Annotated in this window: 11 protein-coding genes; 6 read left to right on the top strand and 5 right to left on the bottom strand. The window is 50.2% G+C overall.

Annotated elements, in window-relative coordinates; translation table 11 throughout:
• Nucleotides 1-140 precede the first annotated feature (140 nt).
• The 6 genes from ruvB to ACN0YH_RS15280 all read left to right on the top strand — a co-directional run bounded on the left by ruvB (nt 141) and on the right by ACN0YH_RS15280 (nt 8,994).
• Nucleotides 141-1,211 carry a Holliday junction branch migration DNA helicase RuvB gene (gene ruvB, locus ACN0YH_RS15305; RefSeq protein WP_417380446.1) on the top strand — a complete coding sequence of 357 codons (1,071 nt, stop codon included), beginning with the start codon at nt 141-143 and terminating at the stop codon, nt 1,209-1,211.
• A gap of 40 nt (nt 1,212-1,251) precedes the next feature.
• The gene (gene mnmG / locus ACN0YH_RS15300) at nt 1,252-3,084 is read left to right on the top strand and encodes a tRNA uridine-5-carboxymethylaminomethyl(34) synthesis enzyme MnmG (protein ID WP_417380445.1); all 1,833 of its coding nucleotides are present in this window, start codon (nt 1,252-1,254) and stop codon (nt 3,082-3,084) included.
• A gap of 554 nt (nt 3,085-3,638) precedes the next feature.
• Nucleotides 3,639-4,223, top strand: a complete 585-nt coding sequence (locus ACN0YH_RS15295) for a response regulator (protein ID WP_417380444.1) — start codon at nt 3,639-3,641, stop codon at nt 4,221-4,223.
• Between the two features lie 83 nt (nt 4,224-4,306).
• Nucleotides 4,307-5,554, top strand: a complete 1,248-nt coding sequence (locus tag ACN0YH_RS15290; protein ID WP_417380443.1) for a sensor histidine kinase — start codon at nt 4,307-4,309, stop codon at nt 5,552-5,554.
• 165 nt (nt 5,555-5,719) lie between these two features.
• Nucleotides 5,720-7,879: a Na+/H+ antiporter NhaC family protein gene (locus ACN0YH_RS15285; protein WP_417380442.1), complete on the top strand. Its 2,160-nt coding sequence runs from the start codon at nt 5,720-5,722 to the stop codon at nt 7,877-7,879.
• Nucleotides 7,880-7,968: 89 nt separating this feature from the next.
• A complete protein-coding gene (locus ACN0YH_RS15280) occupies nt 7,969-8,994 on the top strand; it encodes a dihydrodipicolinate synthase family protein (RefSeq protein WP_417380441.1) in 1,026 nt (341 codons plus the stop codon).
• Between the two features lie 35 nt (nt 8,995-9,029).
• Here the strand turns inward: ACN0YH_RS15280 and alaS are convergent, their stop codons facing one another.
• The 5 genes from alaS to ACN0YH_RS15255 form a co-directional block, all read right to left on the bottom strand.
• Nucleotides 9,030-11,657 (bottom strand): alanine--tRNA ligase, encoded by a 2,628-nt coding sequence (gene alaS / locus ACN0YH_RS15275; protein WP_417380440.1) that lies wholly within the window; start codon nt 11,655-11,657, stop codon nt 9,030-9,032.
• Complete coding sequence (locus ACN0YH_RS15270) at nt 11,654-13,267, bottom strand: trypsin-like peptidase domain-containing protein (RefSeq protein WP_417380439.1); 1,614 nt, start codon at nt 13,265-13,267, stop codon at nt 11,654-11,656. The genes alaS and ACN0YH_RS15270 overlap by 4 nt, the downstream gene beginning before the upstream one ends.
• 192 nt (nt 13,268-13,459) lie before the next feature.
• Entirely contained in the window at nt 13,460-14,542 is a 1,083-nt protein-coding gene (recA, locus tag ACN0YH_RS15265) for a recombinase RecA (RefSeq protein WP_417380438.1), read from the bottom strand.
• 285 nt (nt 14,543-14,827) lie between these two features.
• Nucleotides 14,828-15,394 (bottom strand): class IV adenylate cyclase, encoded by a 567-nt coding sequence (cyaB, locus tag ACN0YH_RS15260; RefSeq protein WP_417380437.1) that lies wholly within the window; start codon nt 15,392-15,394, stop codon nt 14,828-14,830.
• Between the two features lie 55 nt (nt 15,395-15,449).
• A complete protein-coding gene (locus ACN0YH_RS15255) occupies nt 15,450-17,018 on the bottom strand; it encodes a multiheme c-type cytochrome (protein WP_417380436.1) in 1,569 nt (522 codons plus the stop codon).
• Between the last annotated feature and the right edge of the window lie 9 nt (nt 17,019-17,027).

The raw sequence follows: 17,027 nt of genomic DNA, 5'->3' as shown, positions 1-17,027 counted from the left end.
ATGAGGTGGTGGTGTCTCGATTAGTATGCATTAGCCTTATTGAGGTTAATGGTGGCATCTCCCGGGCTATACATTGCAAGTCTCTTTATTGGGATGAAGAGATAGCGTGATGGGATGTATTTCAGAGTGTGGATGAGAGCATGGTACGCGAGCCTGTCATTAAAGGCGATGAAGAACCGGAAAATGATTCTACCGGAGAAGGAAGCGGCTGGGATTCCAGCTTTCTGGCCGATGATGCCGAGTATGATGATGCGTTGCGTCCCCAGCGTCTGAGTGAAGTTGTGGGACAGCGGGCAGTCGTCGAGAGGCTGGAAGTCTTTCTGGATGCGACCCGAAAACGAAATGAACCACTGGGACATTTACTGCTCGATGGTCCCCCCGGGTTGGGAAAAACAACTTTGGCGTCGGTACTACCGCGTGAGCTGGGAACGGAACTGCAGATTACCTCGGGGCCCTCATTGAGTGCTCCCAAGGATTTATTGCCCTATCTGACTAATGCCAGTCACGGTTCGTTTCTATTTATTGATGAGATTCATCGAATGCCGGCGACCGTCGAAGAATTTATCTACCCTGCGATGGAAGATTTCCGGGTGGATATTACCCTTGGTGAAGGTCTGAATGCCCGGACCGTCAACATGAAGTTGCAGAAGTTTACAGTCATTGGCGCAACGACGCGGAGTGGGATGTTGACCGCTCCCTTGCGTGATCGTTTCGTCCGCCGCGAACATCTGGACTTTTATGAAGATCAGGAACTGGTGGAAATCGTTCGCAGAAATGCCCGCAAGCTGAGAACGCCTATTACTGATGATGCTGCATATGAAATTGCCCGCCGCAGTCGGGGTACGCCGCGGAAAGCCAATAATCTGTTACGCTGGGCGCGAGACTTTGCCACCAGCAAGGCCGATGGTAATATTACCAATGAAGTGGTAAAGCGAGCCTTTGAAATGCTGGAGATTGATCAGCTCGGCCTGGAACGTCAGGATCGGCGGTATCTGGAGGCGCTGGTTAAAACTTTTTCCGGTGGACCTGCTGGTGTGCAGGCGCTGGGGCACACCTTGAACATCCCGTCTGATACCCTGGAAGACGAAGTGGAACCGTTCTTATTGCGCTGCGGGTTTATTCAGCGTTCACCCCGCGGTCGTGTCGTTACAATGGCTGCCATGGAGCATTTAAACCTGAACCCTCCCGCGGGTGGCAGTCTCTTCAGATAGATATCTGAACTACACTCTTTTTATTTCACAAAGTAGAACTATGAGTCAGTCCGTTTCGTATGATTATGATGTTGTTGTAGTGGGTGCCGGGCACGCTGGCTGTGAAGCCGCTCTGGCGTCTGCGCGGCTCGGGGCCAAAACAGCGCTCTTAACCATGAACTGTGACACGGTCGGGCAGATGAGCTGTAACCCGGCGATTGGTGGAGTGGCAAAGGGGCAGATCGTTCGAGAAATCGATGCCCTGGGCGGCGAAATGGGACGCGTAATCGATGAAACCGGAATTCAGTTCCGTATGCTCAATCTTTCCAAAGGCCCCGCCATGCATAGCCCCCGGGCACAGGCGGACAAAAAAGCCTATCAGTTCAGTATGAAATGGAAGGTGGAGCAGCAGGATAATCTGGCGCTGCGGCAGGAAATCGTAAAAAGTCTGATCGTAGAAAATGATCAGATCACCGGAGTGCAGGTGCACGGTGATGCCACATATCGTGCCCGCGCAGTGATTCTGACGACGGGCACATTCCTGCAGGCGATCATGCATACGGGAGAAGCAAAAACCAAAGGGGGACGCGCAGGGGAAGGGACGACCGGAACCCTGTCCGACAGCCTGGCGCAGCTGGGCTTTGAGCTTCAGCGATTTAAAACTGGGACTCCTGCGCGACTGAATGGTCGCACGATAGATTTTTCTGTGCTGGAAGAACAACCCGGGGATGAACAGCCTCAGCCCTTCTCCTACATGACAGAGAAACTGACTCAGCCTCAGATGCCCTGCTATCTGACCGAAACTAATGAGCACGTGCATCGACTGATCAATGAGAATCTGCATCGGGCACCCATGTATTCTGGACAGATTAATTCAACGGGCCCGCGGTATTGTCCTTCTATCGAAGATAAAGTGGTACGGTTCTCGGAGCGAAATTCCCATCAGATCTTTCTGGAGCCGGAAGGGCGTTATACGAACGAGTATTACTGCAACGGGATTTCAACCAGTCTGCCCCGTGATGTGCAGGATGAGATGATTCATTCAATCCGGGGGCTGGAAAAAACGGAAATCATGCGGTACGGCTACGCGGTGGAATACGATTTCGCGACTCCGACACAGCTAAAACCCACGCTGGAAACCAAACGTGTTGCTGGCCTGTATTTTGCAGGACAGTTGAATGGGACAACCGGTTACGAGGAAGCCGCTGGCCAGGGATTACTGGCGGGTTTAAATGCAGCATTAAAGATTGCCGGGAAAGAAGATCTGATTCTGGATCGTAATGAAGCTTACCTGGGTGTGCTGATTGATGACCTGGTAACAAAAGGTGTTGATGAGCCCTATCGTATGTTTACATCACGGGCAGAGTTTCGCTTACTGCTCAGGCAGGATAATGCGGATCGGCGAATGACTCCCCTTGGACGTCGTGTCGGTTCGGTCTGCCAGGAACGCTGGGATCAGTACCAGACTTACGAAGCTGAAATCGTGCAGATCATGGATTTCATTCGTGGGAACCGGCATCAAGGCCAGACTCTGGAAGAATGGTTGCGGCGACAGGATACCGGCTGGAAGGAAATCTGCGAGTTCGCTCCAGGATTAAAAGCGATCCCACTATCAGAACGAGCAATTCAACAGACACTGATTGAAGTTCAATATGCAGGCTATATCAAACGTCAGACTGCTGAGATTGAGAAGCAGAAGAATGTGGAAACACTACATATTCCCGAACATATTGACTATCAGCTGGTTCCGAATCTGCGCAATGAAGCCAAGGAAAAACTAAGCCGCGTCAAGCCACGGAATGTCGGGCAGGCGGGCAGAATCAGCGGAGTAACACCGGCTGACCTGACCGTTTTAGTGATTTATTTAAATAGTTCGAGCCGACTGGCGACCTGAAAATCTACCCCGATGGTGGTCAAAAATCCCTAACTCTTTGCGGCGCTGGTAGTTTTTGCGGTCCAGATAAGCCTGTTCGTACCGTCAAAAATGCTTTTTAGTGGCGGTTTCAGCCATTTTAAACGAGTGTAAGTATAGAGACAGTATGGATTTATTTCAATAATTTAGTCAAGCTGGCGAATGCGTGTTGACCATATCGTCAGAATAGATACAATCGGAGTTATTGATAATACTGGTAAAGTCAAGCGGTATTGAAAGTTTTGGCGTTTGTATCTATGTGGGATACTTAAAGCGTCTGGAAAATCAGTGGCGTTTGGCAAGTGAACGGGCCATATAACTGCACCTTGGAGGATGTGGTTTTTTATCGTTTTACCTTATTTCAGGTAAATAGGTAAGAGGCTGATTATGGAGATGTCAGTTTCAAGCATTGGTGTTGATGATCGGGTCATCACTACCTCTGCGCAGGGGCTCGGTTATTGCATGTTGTAATAGCCTTACAGCGCTTGGTCTTTCCCGCAGTTTTGAGGCGGGTCTTCAAAGGATGGATGAGCAATATGAAAACGGTCTTTACCACGGGCGAAGCCGCAAAGATTTGCAAAGTGAGTCAACAAACGATTATTCGCTGTTTTGATTCAGGCCAATTAAAGGGATTTCGAGTACCGGGCTCTCGCTTTCGTAGAATTCCGCGCGATGTGCTTTTTAAGTTTATGAAAGACAACGGGATCCCTACCGATGCCTTGGAAAGTGGAAAACGTAAAGCATTAATCGTGGACGACGATGAAGAGTTGGTAGAATTGATCCGTGATGTTCTGGACGCAGATTCCCGTTTCGAAATTCGCGTAGCAAATAACGGGTTTGATGCCGGAATGATGGTCAAAGAATACCATCCAGATATTATCATTCTGGATGTGATGCTGCCTGATATCAATGGTAAGGAAGTCTGCCAGCGGGTTCGCGGTGATTCCTCCATGGACGATGTCAAAATTATCTGCATCAGCGGTATGGTAGAAGCAGACAAAATTGATGATCTGAAAGCGGCCGGTGCAAATGACTTCATGCAGAAGCCGTTTGAAGTGGAGCAACTGGCCGATCGCGTCTGTAGGCTATTGAATCTGGAATCCGTTCATACTGCCGGCTGATTTCAGGATCAGGTGAAATATCAGTGACATGACGATCGGATTGCGCTTCCGATCGTCGTGGCTACTGCTAACTGGAGCGTCAGATGGCGAGCGAAACCGGTGGAGTGAGCCTTGGCCTGCCGGATGTTTTTTACCGACGCCTGTTTTCATTAATTCCGATTGAATCCCTGGATACTATTCTGGGGGAGTTGGCAGCAGTCTGGTGTGAAGCCACCGCTGCGAAAGCCGCTTATCTGATTCAGTTCGATCAGACATCCCTGGAATTAACGGCCGCGATGTTCCGTCGCTCTCAGGCAGAAGCGGACTTATCCACTCAGACATCCATTCGGATTGATCCGAATCGTACTCTTGTCGAACAGGCTCGTCTGATTGCAGAGCAGGGGCGGCCTTTTCGTCTGATCTCCAGCAGCCCCGCCCATTTTTTTCTCATTCCCTGTGACCAGGTTTCTCTGGTGGGGGTATTTCTGTTTTCAGCTCATCGTTTAGAGGGCATGCTTTCTCTGATTTCTGAATTAACAGATATCAGCTGCCGACTTTTCGCTCAGGCATGGGGAACAGGCAATTCTCAGGACGCGCAACACAATAATTGCCAGTCCTGCCATTCTGCTGCAGAGCAGGGAGAGCCTGCAATTCAGCGGCTTTTACCGAGTAGAGATAAGCTGGAAGCGATGGCTGAATTTGCTGCCGGTGCCGGACATGAGATTAATAATCCTGTGGCAACGATTGCCGGACGCGTACAGATGCTACTGAAAAATGAGACAGATCCGGAACGTAGACAGTCACTGGCGACAATTGGCGGGCAGGCATATCGGATCAGGGATATGATAGGCGATGCCATGCTGTTTGGCCGACCGCCTGCTCCCCGGCCTACAGCCGTCAATCTTTCTAATGTGATTGATGAGGTTCAACACAGCCTGAGTGAGGAGATTCACAATACAGGGGTTCTGTTGACGGTTGATCTTTCAGGAACAGCTTGCCTCTGGGCAGATGAAACACAGTTAAAAGTCGTGATCAGTAATCTGATTTCGAACTGCCTGAATATTCTCGAAGAGGGAGGGCAGATTTACATTTCAGCGGAAGAGGAAACTGTGGATGCGATTCCGATGCTGCATTTACAAATCAAGGACGATGGGCCAGGCCTGTCAGAACAGGAACAGGAGCATCTGTTCGATCCATTCTACTCAGCCAGACAGGCGGGGCGAGGACTGGGCTTTGGTCTTTCCAAATGCTGGCGGATTGTCGACTTGCATGGAGGCCGAATCGAGGCTGAAACAAGTCAGGAGCGCGGCGTGACGTTTCATTTGCTTTGGCCGTGCAATGAGATGGAGTAATAGTTGGTAGCTGGATTCTGGAAACTGACGGCTTTCTGAAATCAACGCTTGCAGATCAGACGGGGATTAGTTTCAATATACTGTGCAGGACGTTCACTGGATGGCGTGATTAAAGGCTTTTGCAATCCGCCGCCGATCATTTTTGATTTAGCAGCCTGAGGGACGATGGCGGCGATTCATTCATTGCTGATTATTTTAACCAGCTTTCTGGCACAGACCGATCAGATTACGGATGTGCCTCTCAAGAAAGAGCCAGCCCGCTACGAGGTGGAAGCACCCAAGATTGCAGTAATTGGGATTCCCGTCAGTCAGGTTACGCTTCGTGCACTCAGGCTGGATGGAACTCTCGATAGCGAATTCTCAGGACACCCGAAACAGATTATGGGCCTGGAATTGTGGATCAGAGACGTTGATACCGCATTACCCCCATTTGAAGACGGGGTCCTCGTGCTTAAGACGGATCTGGCACAAAATCAGAAAGTTTTTATTACTGCGGATACGATTGTTGTTGACCCTGACAGTCGGGGGAGTGCCGTCGTCGAGGTTTATCGAATCTCACGCTGGTTAAGTCTGCTTCCCCCAGTTATCGCTGTCATTCTTGCGATCTGGTTTCGAAATATCATCCTGGCTTTACTGGTCAGTATTTGGGTCGGTGCGGTTATTTTAGCGCATGGAAATCTGTTTCTGGGTTTCGTGCATACTCTGGATACGTTCGTGATACATGAGATCGTCGAACCGGGAAGCAGCAGTTATTCCCATATGATGATCATTCTGTTTACGATGTTTCTCGGAGCGATGGTGGGAGTGATGTCGGCAGGTGGAGGTACTGCTGCGCTGGTTAATCGTCTCTCGCGTTATGCGACGAAGCGTGAACACAGTCAGCTGATGACCTGGTTCCTGGGACTGATCGTGTTTTTTGATGACTATGCCAACTCGCTGTTGGTAGGGACTTCCATGCGTCCCTTTACCGACCGGATGAAAGTCTCGCGGGAGAAACTGGCATTCCTGGTGGATTCCACAGCGGCTCCAGTTTCTGGAATCGCGATTATCTCTACCTGGGTTGGTGTGGAAATCGGGTATATCGCGGATACCTACAGCAGTCTGGGAATCAGCGAAGATTACTACACCACATTTTTATACAGTCTGCCTTATCGGTTTTATCCACTCCATCTGCTGGCTTTTGTCTGGTTAGTGGCCTATCTGGGCAACGATTATGGGCCAATGCTCAAAGCCGAAACACGTGCGATTGCTTTTAACCAGTTGGTGAGACCGGGGCGTTTTAATATCGTGGAAGCAGAGCTGGGGGCTGAAAATGGTGACCTGGCACGCCGTCAACTGTTACGCAACGCATTGATTCCGCTCTCGGTATTACTGGGGCTGGCGATGATTGGTCTGTGGTGGACAGGGACCATTGAGATCGATCGGTTGAATCTGGAACGGCTTCAGCAGGGGAAACCGTTACTGGAGAAATCCATGAGTAAAATTCTGGAGCATGCTTCTCCGAATCGGGTGCTGTTGATTTCTTCTTTTCTGGCTTCTATCTCAGCTGTCGCCAGTTGCAGTTTTTCCAAATCGCTTTCCCTGAATGAATGTGTTGAGGCCTGGTCTGCGGGAGCGAAGAGTATGTTCCTGGCCATTCTGATTCTGGTCCTCGCCTGGTCGGTGGCAACGGTGTGTGATGAAAATCATCTGAATACCGCTGGTGTGCTGGTAGAACTGCTTTCGGGCAGCCTGTCACCCAACTGGATGCCGACGATTACTTTTCTATTGGCCGCTGCCGTCAGTTTTGCGACTGGTAGTTCCTGGTCAACAATGGGGCTGTTGATGCCTTTATCGATTTCCTTGACTTACAGCCTCCTGGTTCCCTTAAATGAAGCTGATCCCAATCATCATCTGATGCTGGGGACGATTGGAGGAGTACTGGCGGGTGCGATTTTCGGAGATCATTGCTCTCCGATTTCGGATACTACTGTCCTCTCTTCAGCGGCTTCAGGGTCTGACCATCTGGATCATGTGCTGACACAAATGCCTTATGCATTGACTGTCGGCACCGTTTCTATTTTGTTTGGATACATTCCTGTTGGCTTCGGAATTCAACCTTATATTCTGTTGCCGGTCGGCCTGATCGTATTATTTCTGATCCTTCAGTTTTATGGTAAATCAGCGGAAGCCGAGGCCCAAAAGCTATTAGATGCCGGGGTAAGTGCTGAGGAATTTAACCTTTCTGAGGATCGTGAAACCGATCAAGAAGGCATAATCGATACGAATGATTCAGATTCCGAAGACAATCCAGAGTCTGCAGAAGAGTCAATTGAAGAGTCCTGAAACTGTGTCGTCCGTTTGATTTGTATGCTATACTCTTCCTATACTCCGTAAGTTAGCGAATCTGTTTTTAGGTATAGGTAGCTCCCAGAATGAATCCCCAATCCAAGCTCAGTGGAATTTTTACACCCAATCTGGTCCCGTATGACTCCAAAGGCGAAATTAATGAGCCGGAGCTCAGACGTTATATCGACTGGCTGATTGAAAAAGGGGTGCACGGTCTGTATCCCAATGGGTCCACCGGGGAATTTACTCGATTCACACCAGAAGAGCGTCGACGGATCGTCGCTATCATCGCAGATCAGACTCGAGGACGCGTTCCGATTCTGGCAGGTGCAGCCGAAGCGAATGTCCGCGAAACCATCAAGGCCTGTGAATATTATCATGGCCTGGGTATTCGTGCCGTCGCGATTGTGGCCCCCTTTTATTACAAATTGAGTCCCGCATCCGTCTATGCCTATTTCAAGGAAATTGGTGATAATACGCCGATCGACGTGACTCTCTATAATATTCCCATGTTTGCCAGCCCGATTGATGTGCCTACGATCCAGCGTCTCTCAGAAGAGTGTGAGAAGATCGTGGCGATCAAAGATTCTTCAGGGGACATCCCCAATATGATCCGTATGATTCAGGCAGTGCGTCCGAATCGTCCCGAGTTCTCATTTCTGACCGGCTGGGACGCCGCATTAATGCCGTTACTGCTGAGTGGAGCGGATGGAGGGACCAATGCGAGTTCGGGGGTCGTTCCTGAACTGACACGTAAGTTGTATGATTTGACGATGTCGGCCCAGTTGGATGAAGCTCGCCGCGTGCAATATGACCTGTTAACCCTGTTTGATACGATGATTTATTCCGCTGAATTTCCGGAAGGATTCCGAGCTGCGGTAGAACTGCGTGGCTTTCAGATGGGGCAGGGACGGCAGCCGATCACCTCAGAGCAGAAGACAGATATTTCTACGCTGAGTCGGACTCTGCAGTGCATGCTCTCCGAACATGGTTTTACCAATGAGCCCATTGGTGGTTGTGCTACCGGAATTACGGAAGAGCTCGGCAACAACGATGTTTCACAAATCGTGCAACGCGTTGTCGCAGAACTCAATCGCCGTAATCTTCTCTAGCTATAACCGTCAGGTAGAACCGAACTCAGCCAGACTCAAGCTTCCAGTTGACTGCGATAGTAGTCTGCGCCGGCCGCGAGTGCTTCGTCCAGTTTTTCGGGATCTTTTCCGCCGGCTTCTGCCATATCGGGACGACCTCCGCCTCCGCCGCCTACCACCTTGGCGGCTGCTTTGACGCAGTCACCGGCTTTGAGGCCCTGTTTCACCAGGTCAGAATTGACGGCAGCCATCAAGGCGACTTTGCCATCGATGACTGTTCCCAGGATCAGAGCGACCTGTTTGCCTTTTTTCCGCAGATGGTCCGCCAGTTCCCGCAGTTGATCACGTGAAGCATCCTTGGCATGGTAGGCCACGATTTTGACATCGTTCACAACAGGTGCGTCTTCCAGTAGATCATCGGCGGTTCCCGCGAGTGACTTACTGGAAAATTTGGTGAGCTGCTTTTTAGTTTCGCGGAGTTCATCCTGCAGATGTTGAATGCGGACCGGCAGATCGTCGGGACGCGGGACTTTCAACTGGGCAGCCAGTTCCAGTAGCAGTTTCTCTGTACTCCTGGTTTTTTCCAGGGCTTTGGGGCCGGTTAAAGCATAGATACGACGCACCCCTTTGGCGACAAGTTCTTCATTGATGATCTTACATAAGCCAACCTGCCCTGTATTGGAAAGGTGGGTGCCTCCGCAAAGTTCGGTACTGAAGTCGCCCATTTGAACCACGCGAACGTAGTCGGGGTATTTTTCACCAAACAGTGCCATGGCCCCGAGTTCACGGGCTTTCTGCAGTTTCATCAATTCTGTCGTGACGGGCGCCCCTTCAGAAACACGCTGGTTGATAATATCTTCAATTCGGCTGATCTCTTCCGGTGTGACTGCTTTACTGTGGGAAAAGTCGAAGCGGAGCGTGTCCTCTTCCACCTTGGACCCACGCTGCATGGCGTTATCTCCCAGAACAGTATGCAGGGCATGATGCAGCAGGTGTGTTGCAGAGTGGGCGCGCTGAATACCGGAACGACGCGGTTCTGCGACCGTTGCGGTGAGGGTCTGCCCCTGTTCCAATTTACCTGTCAAGAGATGTCCAATATGAAGGTAAAGGCCGGCATTCTTCTGGGTATTCGTGACTTCGAATTTGATTCCATCTGCTTCGAGAAATCCAGTATCACCAACCTGACCACCGGCTTCCGCGTAGAAGGGTGTCTGGTCGAGAACCACAACAATCGGGTGGGCATGGCCTTTTTCGACCATGGACTCAACCAGGCGATCCTCTGCAATGATGCCCATGACTTTGGATTCAGTTGTAGTGGTCTGATAGCCTTGGAAGTCCGTTTCACTGATGGTTTTGTGGAGTGCTGTCAGCGGGCCTTCTGACATGACGGAGTCCAGAAAGGCACCACTGCCACTGTCTTTCTGGTGCCGCTGCATCATATTGTTGAACTCGGTCCGGTTCACGGACATGTTATTTTTGGCAGCGAGGGCTTCGGTCAGTTCTATCAAAAAACCGTCGGTCTGATGCAGGTCGAAAGCGTCTTCTCCTGAGATGACTGAACTGCCTGCCTGTTCTGCTGATTTGAGGAAGCCTTCAAAACGGGAGAGTCCTTTTTCGATGACGCCTAGAAACTGCTCCTCTTCTTCTTTGATCGTACTTTGTACGTTTTCAGCAGTCTTGGCGATGTCGGGATAGGGAGTCTTCATGATCTCAACGACCGCCGGTACCAGGCGATGTAGAAATGGTTCATGTTTTCCAAGCAGGTATCCTTCCAGTAGCGCGCGGCGGAGTAGCTGCCTGACGACATAGCTCTCTTTGTCTCTCCCAGGGTTTACTCCTTCATGGATACTGAAGGTGATGGCACGTACGTGGTCTGAAATACGACGAACTGGTCGTCCTGATGCTGCATCGAAATCGTAACCTGTACCGACAATATCACCGGCGGCCAGGCAGAGCTGTTTGAGCGTATCGATCTCAAAGTTGCTGCGTACTCCCTGGAGCACGGAGGCTGTTCGCTCCAGGCCCATTCCTGTATCGATATTCTTTTTGGGAAGGGGCTTCAGGTTATTGGGGGGATCACCGACACGATTGAACTGAGTGAAAACAAGGTTCCAGATTTCGACATTATCTTTACCACCATTGGGATGGTAGAAAATTTCGCTACACGGGCCACAAACACCATCGGGGCCCTCTGAGGGGGCGCCAGCGGGCCAGAAGTTTTCGTGTTCGTTTTCACGACTGATTCGGTTCGCAGGAAGTTTGATTTCATCATGCCAGATGTTGTAGGCTTCATCATCTTCCTGATAGACGGTAACGGAGAGCAGATTGGGATCGAGCCCCAGATATTTCTTATCGGTGAGATATTCCCAGGCCCAGTGGATGGCTTCGCGTTTGAAGTAATCGCCAAATGAGAAGTTGCCCAGCATTTCGAAGAATGTATGATGATATGCGGTGACACCCACGTTCTGGATATCGCCGGTTCTCAGGCACATCTGGCAGGTTGTGGCGCGGGTAAAATCAAGTTTACCCACCCCCAGAAACTGTTCCTTAAACTGGTTCATCCCCGCGGGAGTAAATAAGACAGTGCGGTCATCGCGTGGTACCAGCACATCGGAGGGTCGCTTGACACAACCTTTTTCTTCAAAGAAGGATAGATAACTCTCGCGAAGTTCGTCTGTTTTCATTGTTTCTTATTGCTTGCTGGGGGAAGGATCAGCTTTTGGCCATCCAGATATAGTAATGTTACTGGTGAGTCGTTGACTTTTTGTGCTTCCTGATAGAACGCATCCGGCGTTTGAACCGCCTGTCCATTGATCTGGCTGATGAAGGCACCTTCCTTGAGCCCAGCCTGTTGTGCAGGGCTGTCCGGAGCAACATAGGTTACGACGACAGCAGGTGGATAACTGAACGGACTGAATGTATATTTCCTGCGCGAAGTAGGATAATCGACTCTAAGTCCGCGCCAGAGGGGATGGCGATAGCGGGTTTGTACAATCCCTTCATCATCCGCTACGGGCCATTTTCCCAGTTTCACGTTCAGAGTCAACTCACGCGGTTTTTTTCCTCTCAATATTTGAAGCTTTATCTCATTTCCTGCACCAGCTTTACCCACTTCACGCATCAGGTCCAGATCATGAGTCAATTTCTCGCCATTGATGGAGAGAATGAGGTCGTGTGGCAGCATCCCAGCGATTTGAGCGGGTGAATGCTGTTTGACGCGAGAAGCTTCCACGTAAAAGGGGGCGTCCAGCCCGACGGCTCCGGGAAAGCTGCTACGTACCTGACCCCGATCCAGGGTACCAGGTTCGATGCCCAGGAATCCATATTCCACTTCTAGGCCCGCAGCGAGACTGTTAATGATTCTCAAGGTCGAATTATCGATGGGAATTGCATAGCCTACCGATTTTTCATATCCCTCCAGTGCTGCCAATGCGGTCGTAACACCAATCAGGTTTCCTTCCAGGTCCAGCAACGCACCCCCGCTGGTACCCAGGTCCAGATGGGTATCGACCTGCAGCAGGGTACCAAAGTGATGCAGGGTTTCTTCTTTGGCAATTTCCTGATTCAAAAAGTGTTTGAAAATGGGAACCGGGTAGCGATGAAAATTGCTGATAATCCCCCAGCTCGCACTTGGTGACCCATCACGGGCGATGGCATAGGGATTCCCCAAAGCGATGACAAACTGTCCTTTTTTAACAGGTTTATTGTTGCCATATCGGATGGGAGTCAGGGAGCGTGCATATTCGGGAGACACAGGCTGCGCCGGTGTGAGAACGGCCAGATCGCTACGTGGATCTGCGGCAAGTATCTCTGCATAAAAACCCTGCCGATTGGCAGTATGCACGTAGATTCGACTTTCTGGTACGGGGGTTTGTTCAGCAACCGGCCCTCCTTCCGTGAGATGAAAGTTTGTCAGCACCAGTACCCGATTCTGTTTTGTCGGGTCTGGAATCAGAACCCCTGATCCAAATTCATTGGGAATAAAATTCAGGTCCTGCGGATCCTGTGAAATACTGAAACCCTGATTGGGATCGATGCCGAACGGAGCAGGGATGCGCGATTGAAATTTCTGCTTGGGGATTTTGATTTTCGAAATCGCCACCACAGAGGATTCTGACTGTTCAATGGTTTTGACAATTTGCTGCTGAACCGCCATAGCAACTGCAGAGGCATCTGGCATTTGTGCCTTGAGTGGCAAACCACTCAGAAGCGGGAGCATCAGGATTCCCGCGAGGAACGTTTTAACTAACGACAGGCGACCAGGAGCAGGTTTTTTCGGTTGAGCATCAAGCATGCAAGGCCTTGTTTTAAAACAGAAGTGTTCTTTTGAGCGGAAAGAGTCTCCTGCTTCCCGCCTTGACCGTTCAAGACTCATTTTACCTTTTTTTCGGGGAGAACCCAATGCAAAACGACCTTGAATACCGATAGGGCATCAAGGTCATTTTGTCATTCAGGTTGTGTTTCAGCCGGTCGATTGGGAGCCAGATCAGGCTTCGACAGCTTCGGCTTCCGGCTCGTTTTCTGGATTGGGCACGACTCCTTGTGCCGCCAGGATTTTCTGTTTGATCTCCTCACAGATATCCGGATTTTCTTCGAGGACCACTTTGGACTTGTCACGCCCTTGCCCCAGTCGCAATTCACCATAGCTGAACCAGCTGCCGCTCTTCTTGACGATTTTGTTTTCGACCGCCAGATCAAGCAGATCCAGTTCATAGTTAATGCCTCCGGTTGAGAGCATATCAAACTCAGCAATCCGGAAGGGAGGGGCGATTTTGTTTTTGACAATCTTGGCTTTCATGCGAATACCGGTCACAGTATCCCCATCTTTCAGAGTCGCGATCCGGCGGACATCCACACGTACAGAGCTGTAGAATTTCAATGCGCGGCCACCAGGTGTTGTTTCGGGACTACCGAACATAACGCCGATCTTTTCACGAATCTGGTTAATGAATATCACAGTCGTTTTCGACTTGGAGATGGCCCCCGTCAGTTTACGCATGGCCTGGCTCATCATGCGGGCCTGCAGGCCAACATGCGTGTCACCAATTTCGCCGTCCAGTTCCGCTTTGGGGACTAGAGCTGCGACTGAGTCAACCACGATGACGTCCACAGAGTTCGATTTAATCAGCATTTCAGCAATCTGCAGACCTTCTTCGCCGAAGGTCGGCTGGCTGACGAGAAGTTCTGAAATGTTAACACCCAGTTTTTTGGCCCAAACCGGATCCAGGGCATGTTCGGCATCAATGAAGGCAGCGATGCCTCCTTCTTTTTGAGCGCTGGCAATGACATGCAGGGCGAGTGTTGTTTTACCACTCGATTCCGGGCCATAGAGTTCGATAATACGACCTCGAGGAAATCCGGTGCCCCCCAATGCCAGGTCTAGTGAAAGTGCTCCGCTGGCAATCGAGGGAACAGTCCGGGCATTAGCGCCCGTCAGTTTCATGATTGCGCCTCTTCCGAATGCCTGCTCAATTTGTCCCAGGGCATTTTTCAGCATCCCTTCCGAATCATTCGAACCATTCGTGCTCGGGGCGGGGGTTGCTCTTTTTGATCGTGCTTTAGCGGCCATTGAGGTCTTCCTTCAATAATATGACACTTGCCCCGCAATGAGTTCGAGTTCGTCAGGCGAAGCAACTGCCCAATTTATCGAGAATTGCGGGGACGCTATTATTGAACGCCGTCTCGACCCATGGTTTTTAAAGAAATGTCTATTGTGGACGAAGGTATATTAAAATATTTTCTCTCCTGTCACAATAGAAAACATGAGACATTTATAGCTGTCGGCAATTATTTCAGAATCACACCAGTCTGAAAAGGAATAAAAGCGGGGAAAGCTTCGAAAATTTAAAGAAGCTCATTCCGAGGCCGATTCAGCTTCCCGATCCATCAGCATACCCAGATAAGAGAGTCGAATTTGATTGGAAAGTCCGAGAGATTTTGCCAGTTCAATGATCGCTGCTTCCGCTTCTACAAGTTGATCTTCTTCAGCAAGCAGTTCAATTTCTGCAAAGGTTCCCAGTTCCTCGACTTCGTCGATCGTGATTTCAAACTCTTGTTGATTGTGGGGATAAGCGTAAGGGGTCCGTCGTTTTTTGACGGTGCGAACCTGTTTGAATCCGAGCAGTTCCAGCGTTTCGGCCAGTTGTTCAAATGCCGTCGCTCCCGACTCAAAGCCAAGTTCGATCTCTTTGCGAACCTTACTCACAGTAGCCCGTTTCGGACCTTTGTAGGTGATTCGGTTCTCTGTGCCATTGCGACGGATGCGGAGGGCTTCATCGGTTTCCGCAAAGTTGCGCACGGGATGTGCAAAATAGTGGTCATGCTGTTCGATAGGCTCTCCACGCATGGCACCCAGATGTGCCAACTGGTCGATGAGTTTATCTTTGTCTTGAATCCGAAATTTTTGTTCGACTTCCAGCATGGGCGAGAGCCATCCGAAAAAAGTGATGAAAGTGGTGATCGCACTTGCTGATCAATTAATCGCGCCAGGGATGTTTGATTTTTTCCCAGTAGGAATCGAATTCAAATTTGGGGCTATTATCCAGATCATGGCACTGATAGCAGGTATTCTTTTTGGCTTCGGCAAGCGTGACCCGCATGACTTTCTTCGCCTCTTCGAGTTTATCCATTTCTACAAGCTCAATATGCCCGCTCCCGGGTCCGTGGCAGTTTTCACATTGCTGACCTAACAGGTGGGGAGATTCCTGCTTGTTGACGAATCCACTGTTGTAGCGAATCACTTCTTGTGGATGCCAGCCGGTGACATGGCAGGAGAGACATTCGGGATCGTAAATTCTTGAGACGATTTTCTCGCCTCGTTCAATCTGATCTTTGCGTCCGTTAATCAGGCTTTCGTAGGCGTGAGCATGTGCGGTGGTGAGCCATTTTTCATAGGCTTTGGTGTGACATTCCCCACAGGTTTCAGCACCAACAAATGTGGCACCGCGGGGGTGGTCGATGGGCAATTCTTTCGCGGCGAGATCTTCCTGCTTGAGGCGGTCCTGATAGAACTGCATGTGTTCAGCCATCTTCGGGGTATCTTTGAACCGCTGTTTATCCAGTTCGATTACAGTGAAGCGGAAGCGTTTCGAGGGATCTGTTTTGTCAGCCTGACCAGGGTAATAGCCCACAACTCCGGCACTTTTCCCTTTGTGGCCGACATCCACCATCATCGTTTTTCCAATGAACTCAGGTTCGCCGAGGGGGTCTTCTACACCTCCTGCAGTCAGTAAAAGGTCAAACTCAGGGAATTTTTCAGCGAGTGCTTTTGATTCTTCTTTTTCCGACTGCGAGAGGAGAATCATCAGGTCTGGTTTGGAAGCCTGCATCTGCTTTATGATATCGGGCAGTACTTTTGCGGGTTCCTGCCAGGTGATATCGGGGAATTTTTCAACATGACTTTTGCTTAAGATCGAAGTGACCGCCATTTTCACGCCACCCACTTCAACAATTTTAAATGCTGTTTTACCAAGTCCTGGAGTTTCCAGGATAAGGATGTTGGCTGCCAGAAATGTGGGTGTGGTATTGGGAGCCTGTGGTTCTGGATTGTGCAGTTGCAGGAAGATGTCGGCTCCGAAACGTAGTTCTTCCGGTCCGAGTCCGACGCCCGCGTAGTCCATGTCTTTCATTGAAGCCAGAATGGTTTCGTATTTGATCTGACTCTGTCGGCGATTGCGTTTGACCAGTCCCCCCAGATCGAATGCCGTCACGGGCCATTTTCGTTCCTGGATCTGTTTGAAGAGATCGGCCAGTAGTGAAACTCCCCCTGTCTGATTTTGCGTACAGCCACAAGGCTCAAGATAACCGTGCCTTTCTCCGGTAAGGACAATCGCCAGTTTGGGGGCGGGCCAGTCTTTGAACAGTGGTGTGGGACCACTGGGGGAAGTCGATGTCTTTTTCGCTGGTGTTACAGCGTGTGAAGACTCCGCATGAGCAGCCGCTGGTGTATCTGTTGCAGCAGGAGATTGCTTTTTCTTGACCGTCGGTTTAGAAGTGACCTTTTGTTCTGGTTCCGATTCCTGCGGTTTTGATTCCTCAGGAGCCATATTCACTTC

Source organism: Gimesia sp. (genome assembly GCF_048262075.1).
Classification (GTDB): domain Bacteria; phylum Planctomycetota; class Planctomycetia; order Planctomycetales; family Planctomycetaceae; genus Gimesia.
This window is presented reverse-complemented; position numbering and strand designations above follow the sequence as displayed.

Excerpts from the sequence above, each read along its gene's own strand:
- recA (WP_417380438.1), bottom strand. The coding sequence starts at position 14,542 with ATGGCCGCTAAAGCACGATCAAAAAGAGCAACCCCCGCCCCGAGCACG.
- mnmG (WP_417380445.1), top strand. The coding sequence starts at position 1,252 with ATGAGTCAGTCCGTTTCGTATGATTATGATGTTGTTGTAGTGGGTGCC.
- cyaB (WP_417380437.1), bottom strand. The coding sequence starts at position 15,394 with ATGCTGGAAGTCGAACAAAAATTTCGGATTCAAGACAAAGATAAACTC.
- ACN0YH_RS15295 (WP_417380444.1), top strand. The coding sequence starts at position 3,639 with ATGAAAACGGTCTTTACCACGGGCGAAGCCGCAAAGATTTGCAAAGTG.
- ACN0YH_RS15280 (WP_417380441.1), top strand. The coding sequence starts at position 7,969 with ATGAATCCCCAATCCAAGCTCAGTGGAATTTTTACACCCAATCTGGTC.
- ACN0YH_RS15285 (WP_417380442.1), top strand. The coding sequence starts at position 5,720 with ATGGCGGCGATTCATTCATTGCTGATTATTTTAACCAGCTTTCTGGCA.
- ACN0YH_RS15270 (WP_417380439.1), bottom strand. The coding sequence starts at position 13,267 with ATGCTTGATGCTCAACCGAAAAAACCTGCTCCTGGTCGCCTGTCGTTA.
- ACN0YH_RS15255 (WP_417380436.1), bottom strand. The coding sequence starts at position 17,018 with ATGGCTCCTGAGGAATCAAAACCGCAGGAATCGGAACCAGAACAAAAG.
- ruvB (WP_417380446.1), top strand. The coding sequence starts at position 141 with ATGGTACGCGAGCCTGTCATTAAAGGCGATGAAGAACCGGAAAATGAT.
- ACN0YH_RS15290 (WP_417380443.1), top strand. The coding sequence starts at position 4,307 with ATGGCGAGCGAAACCGGTGGAGTGAGCCTTGGCCTGCCGGATGTTTTT.
- alaS (WP_417380440.1), bottom strand. The coding sequence starts at position 11,657 with ATGAAAACAGACGAACTTCGCGAGAGTTATCTATCCTTCTTTGAAGAA.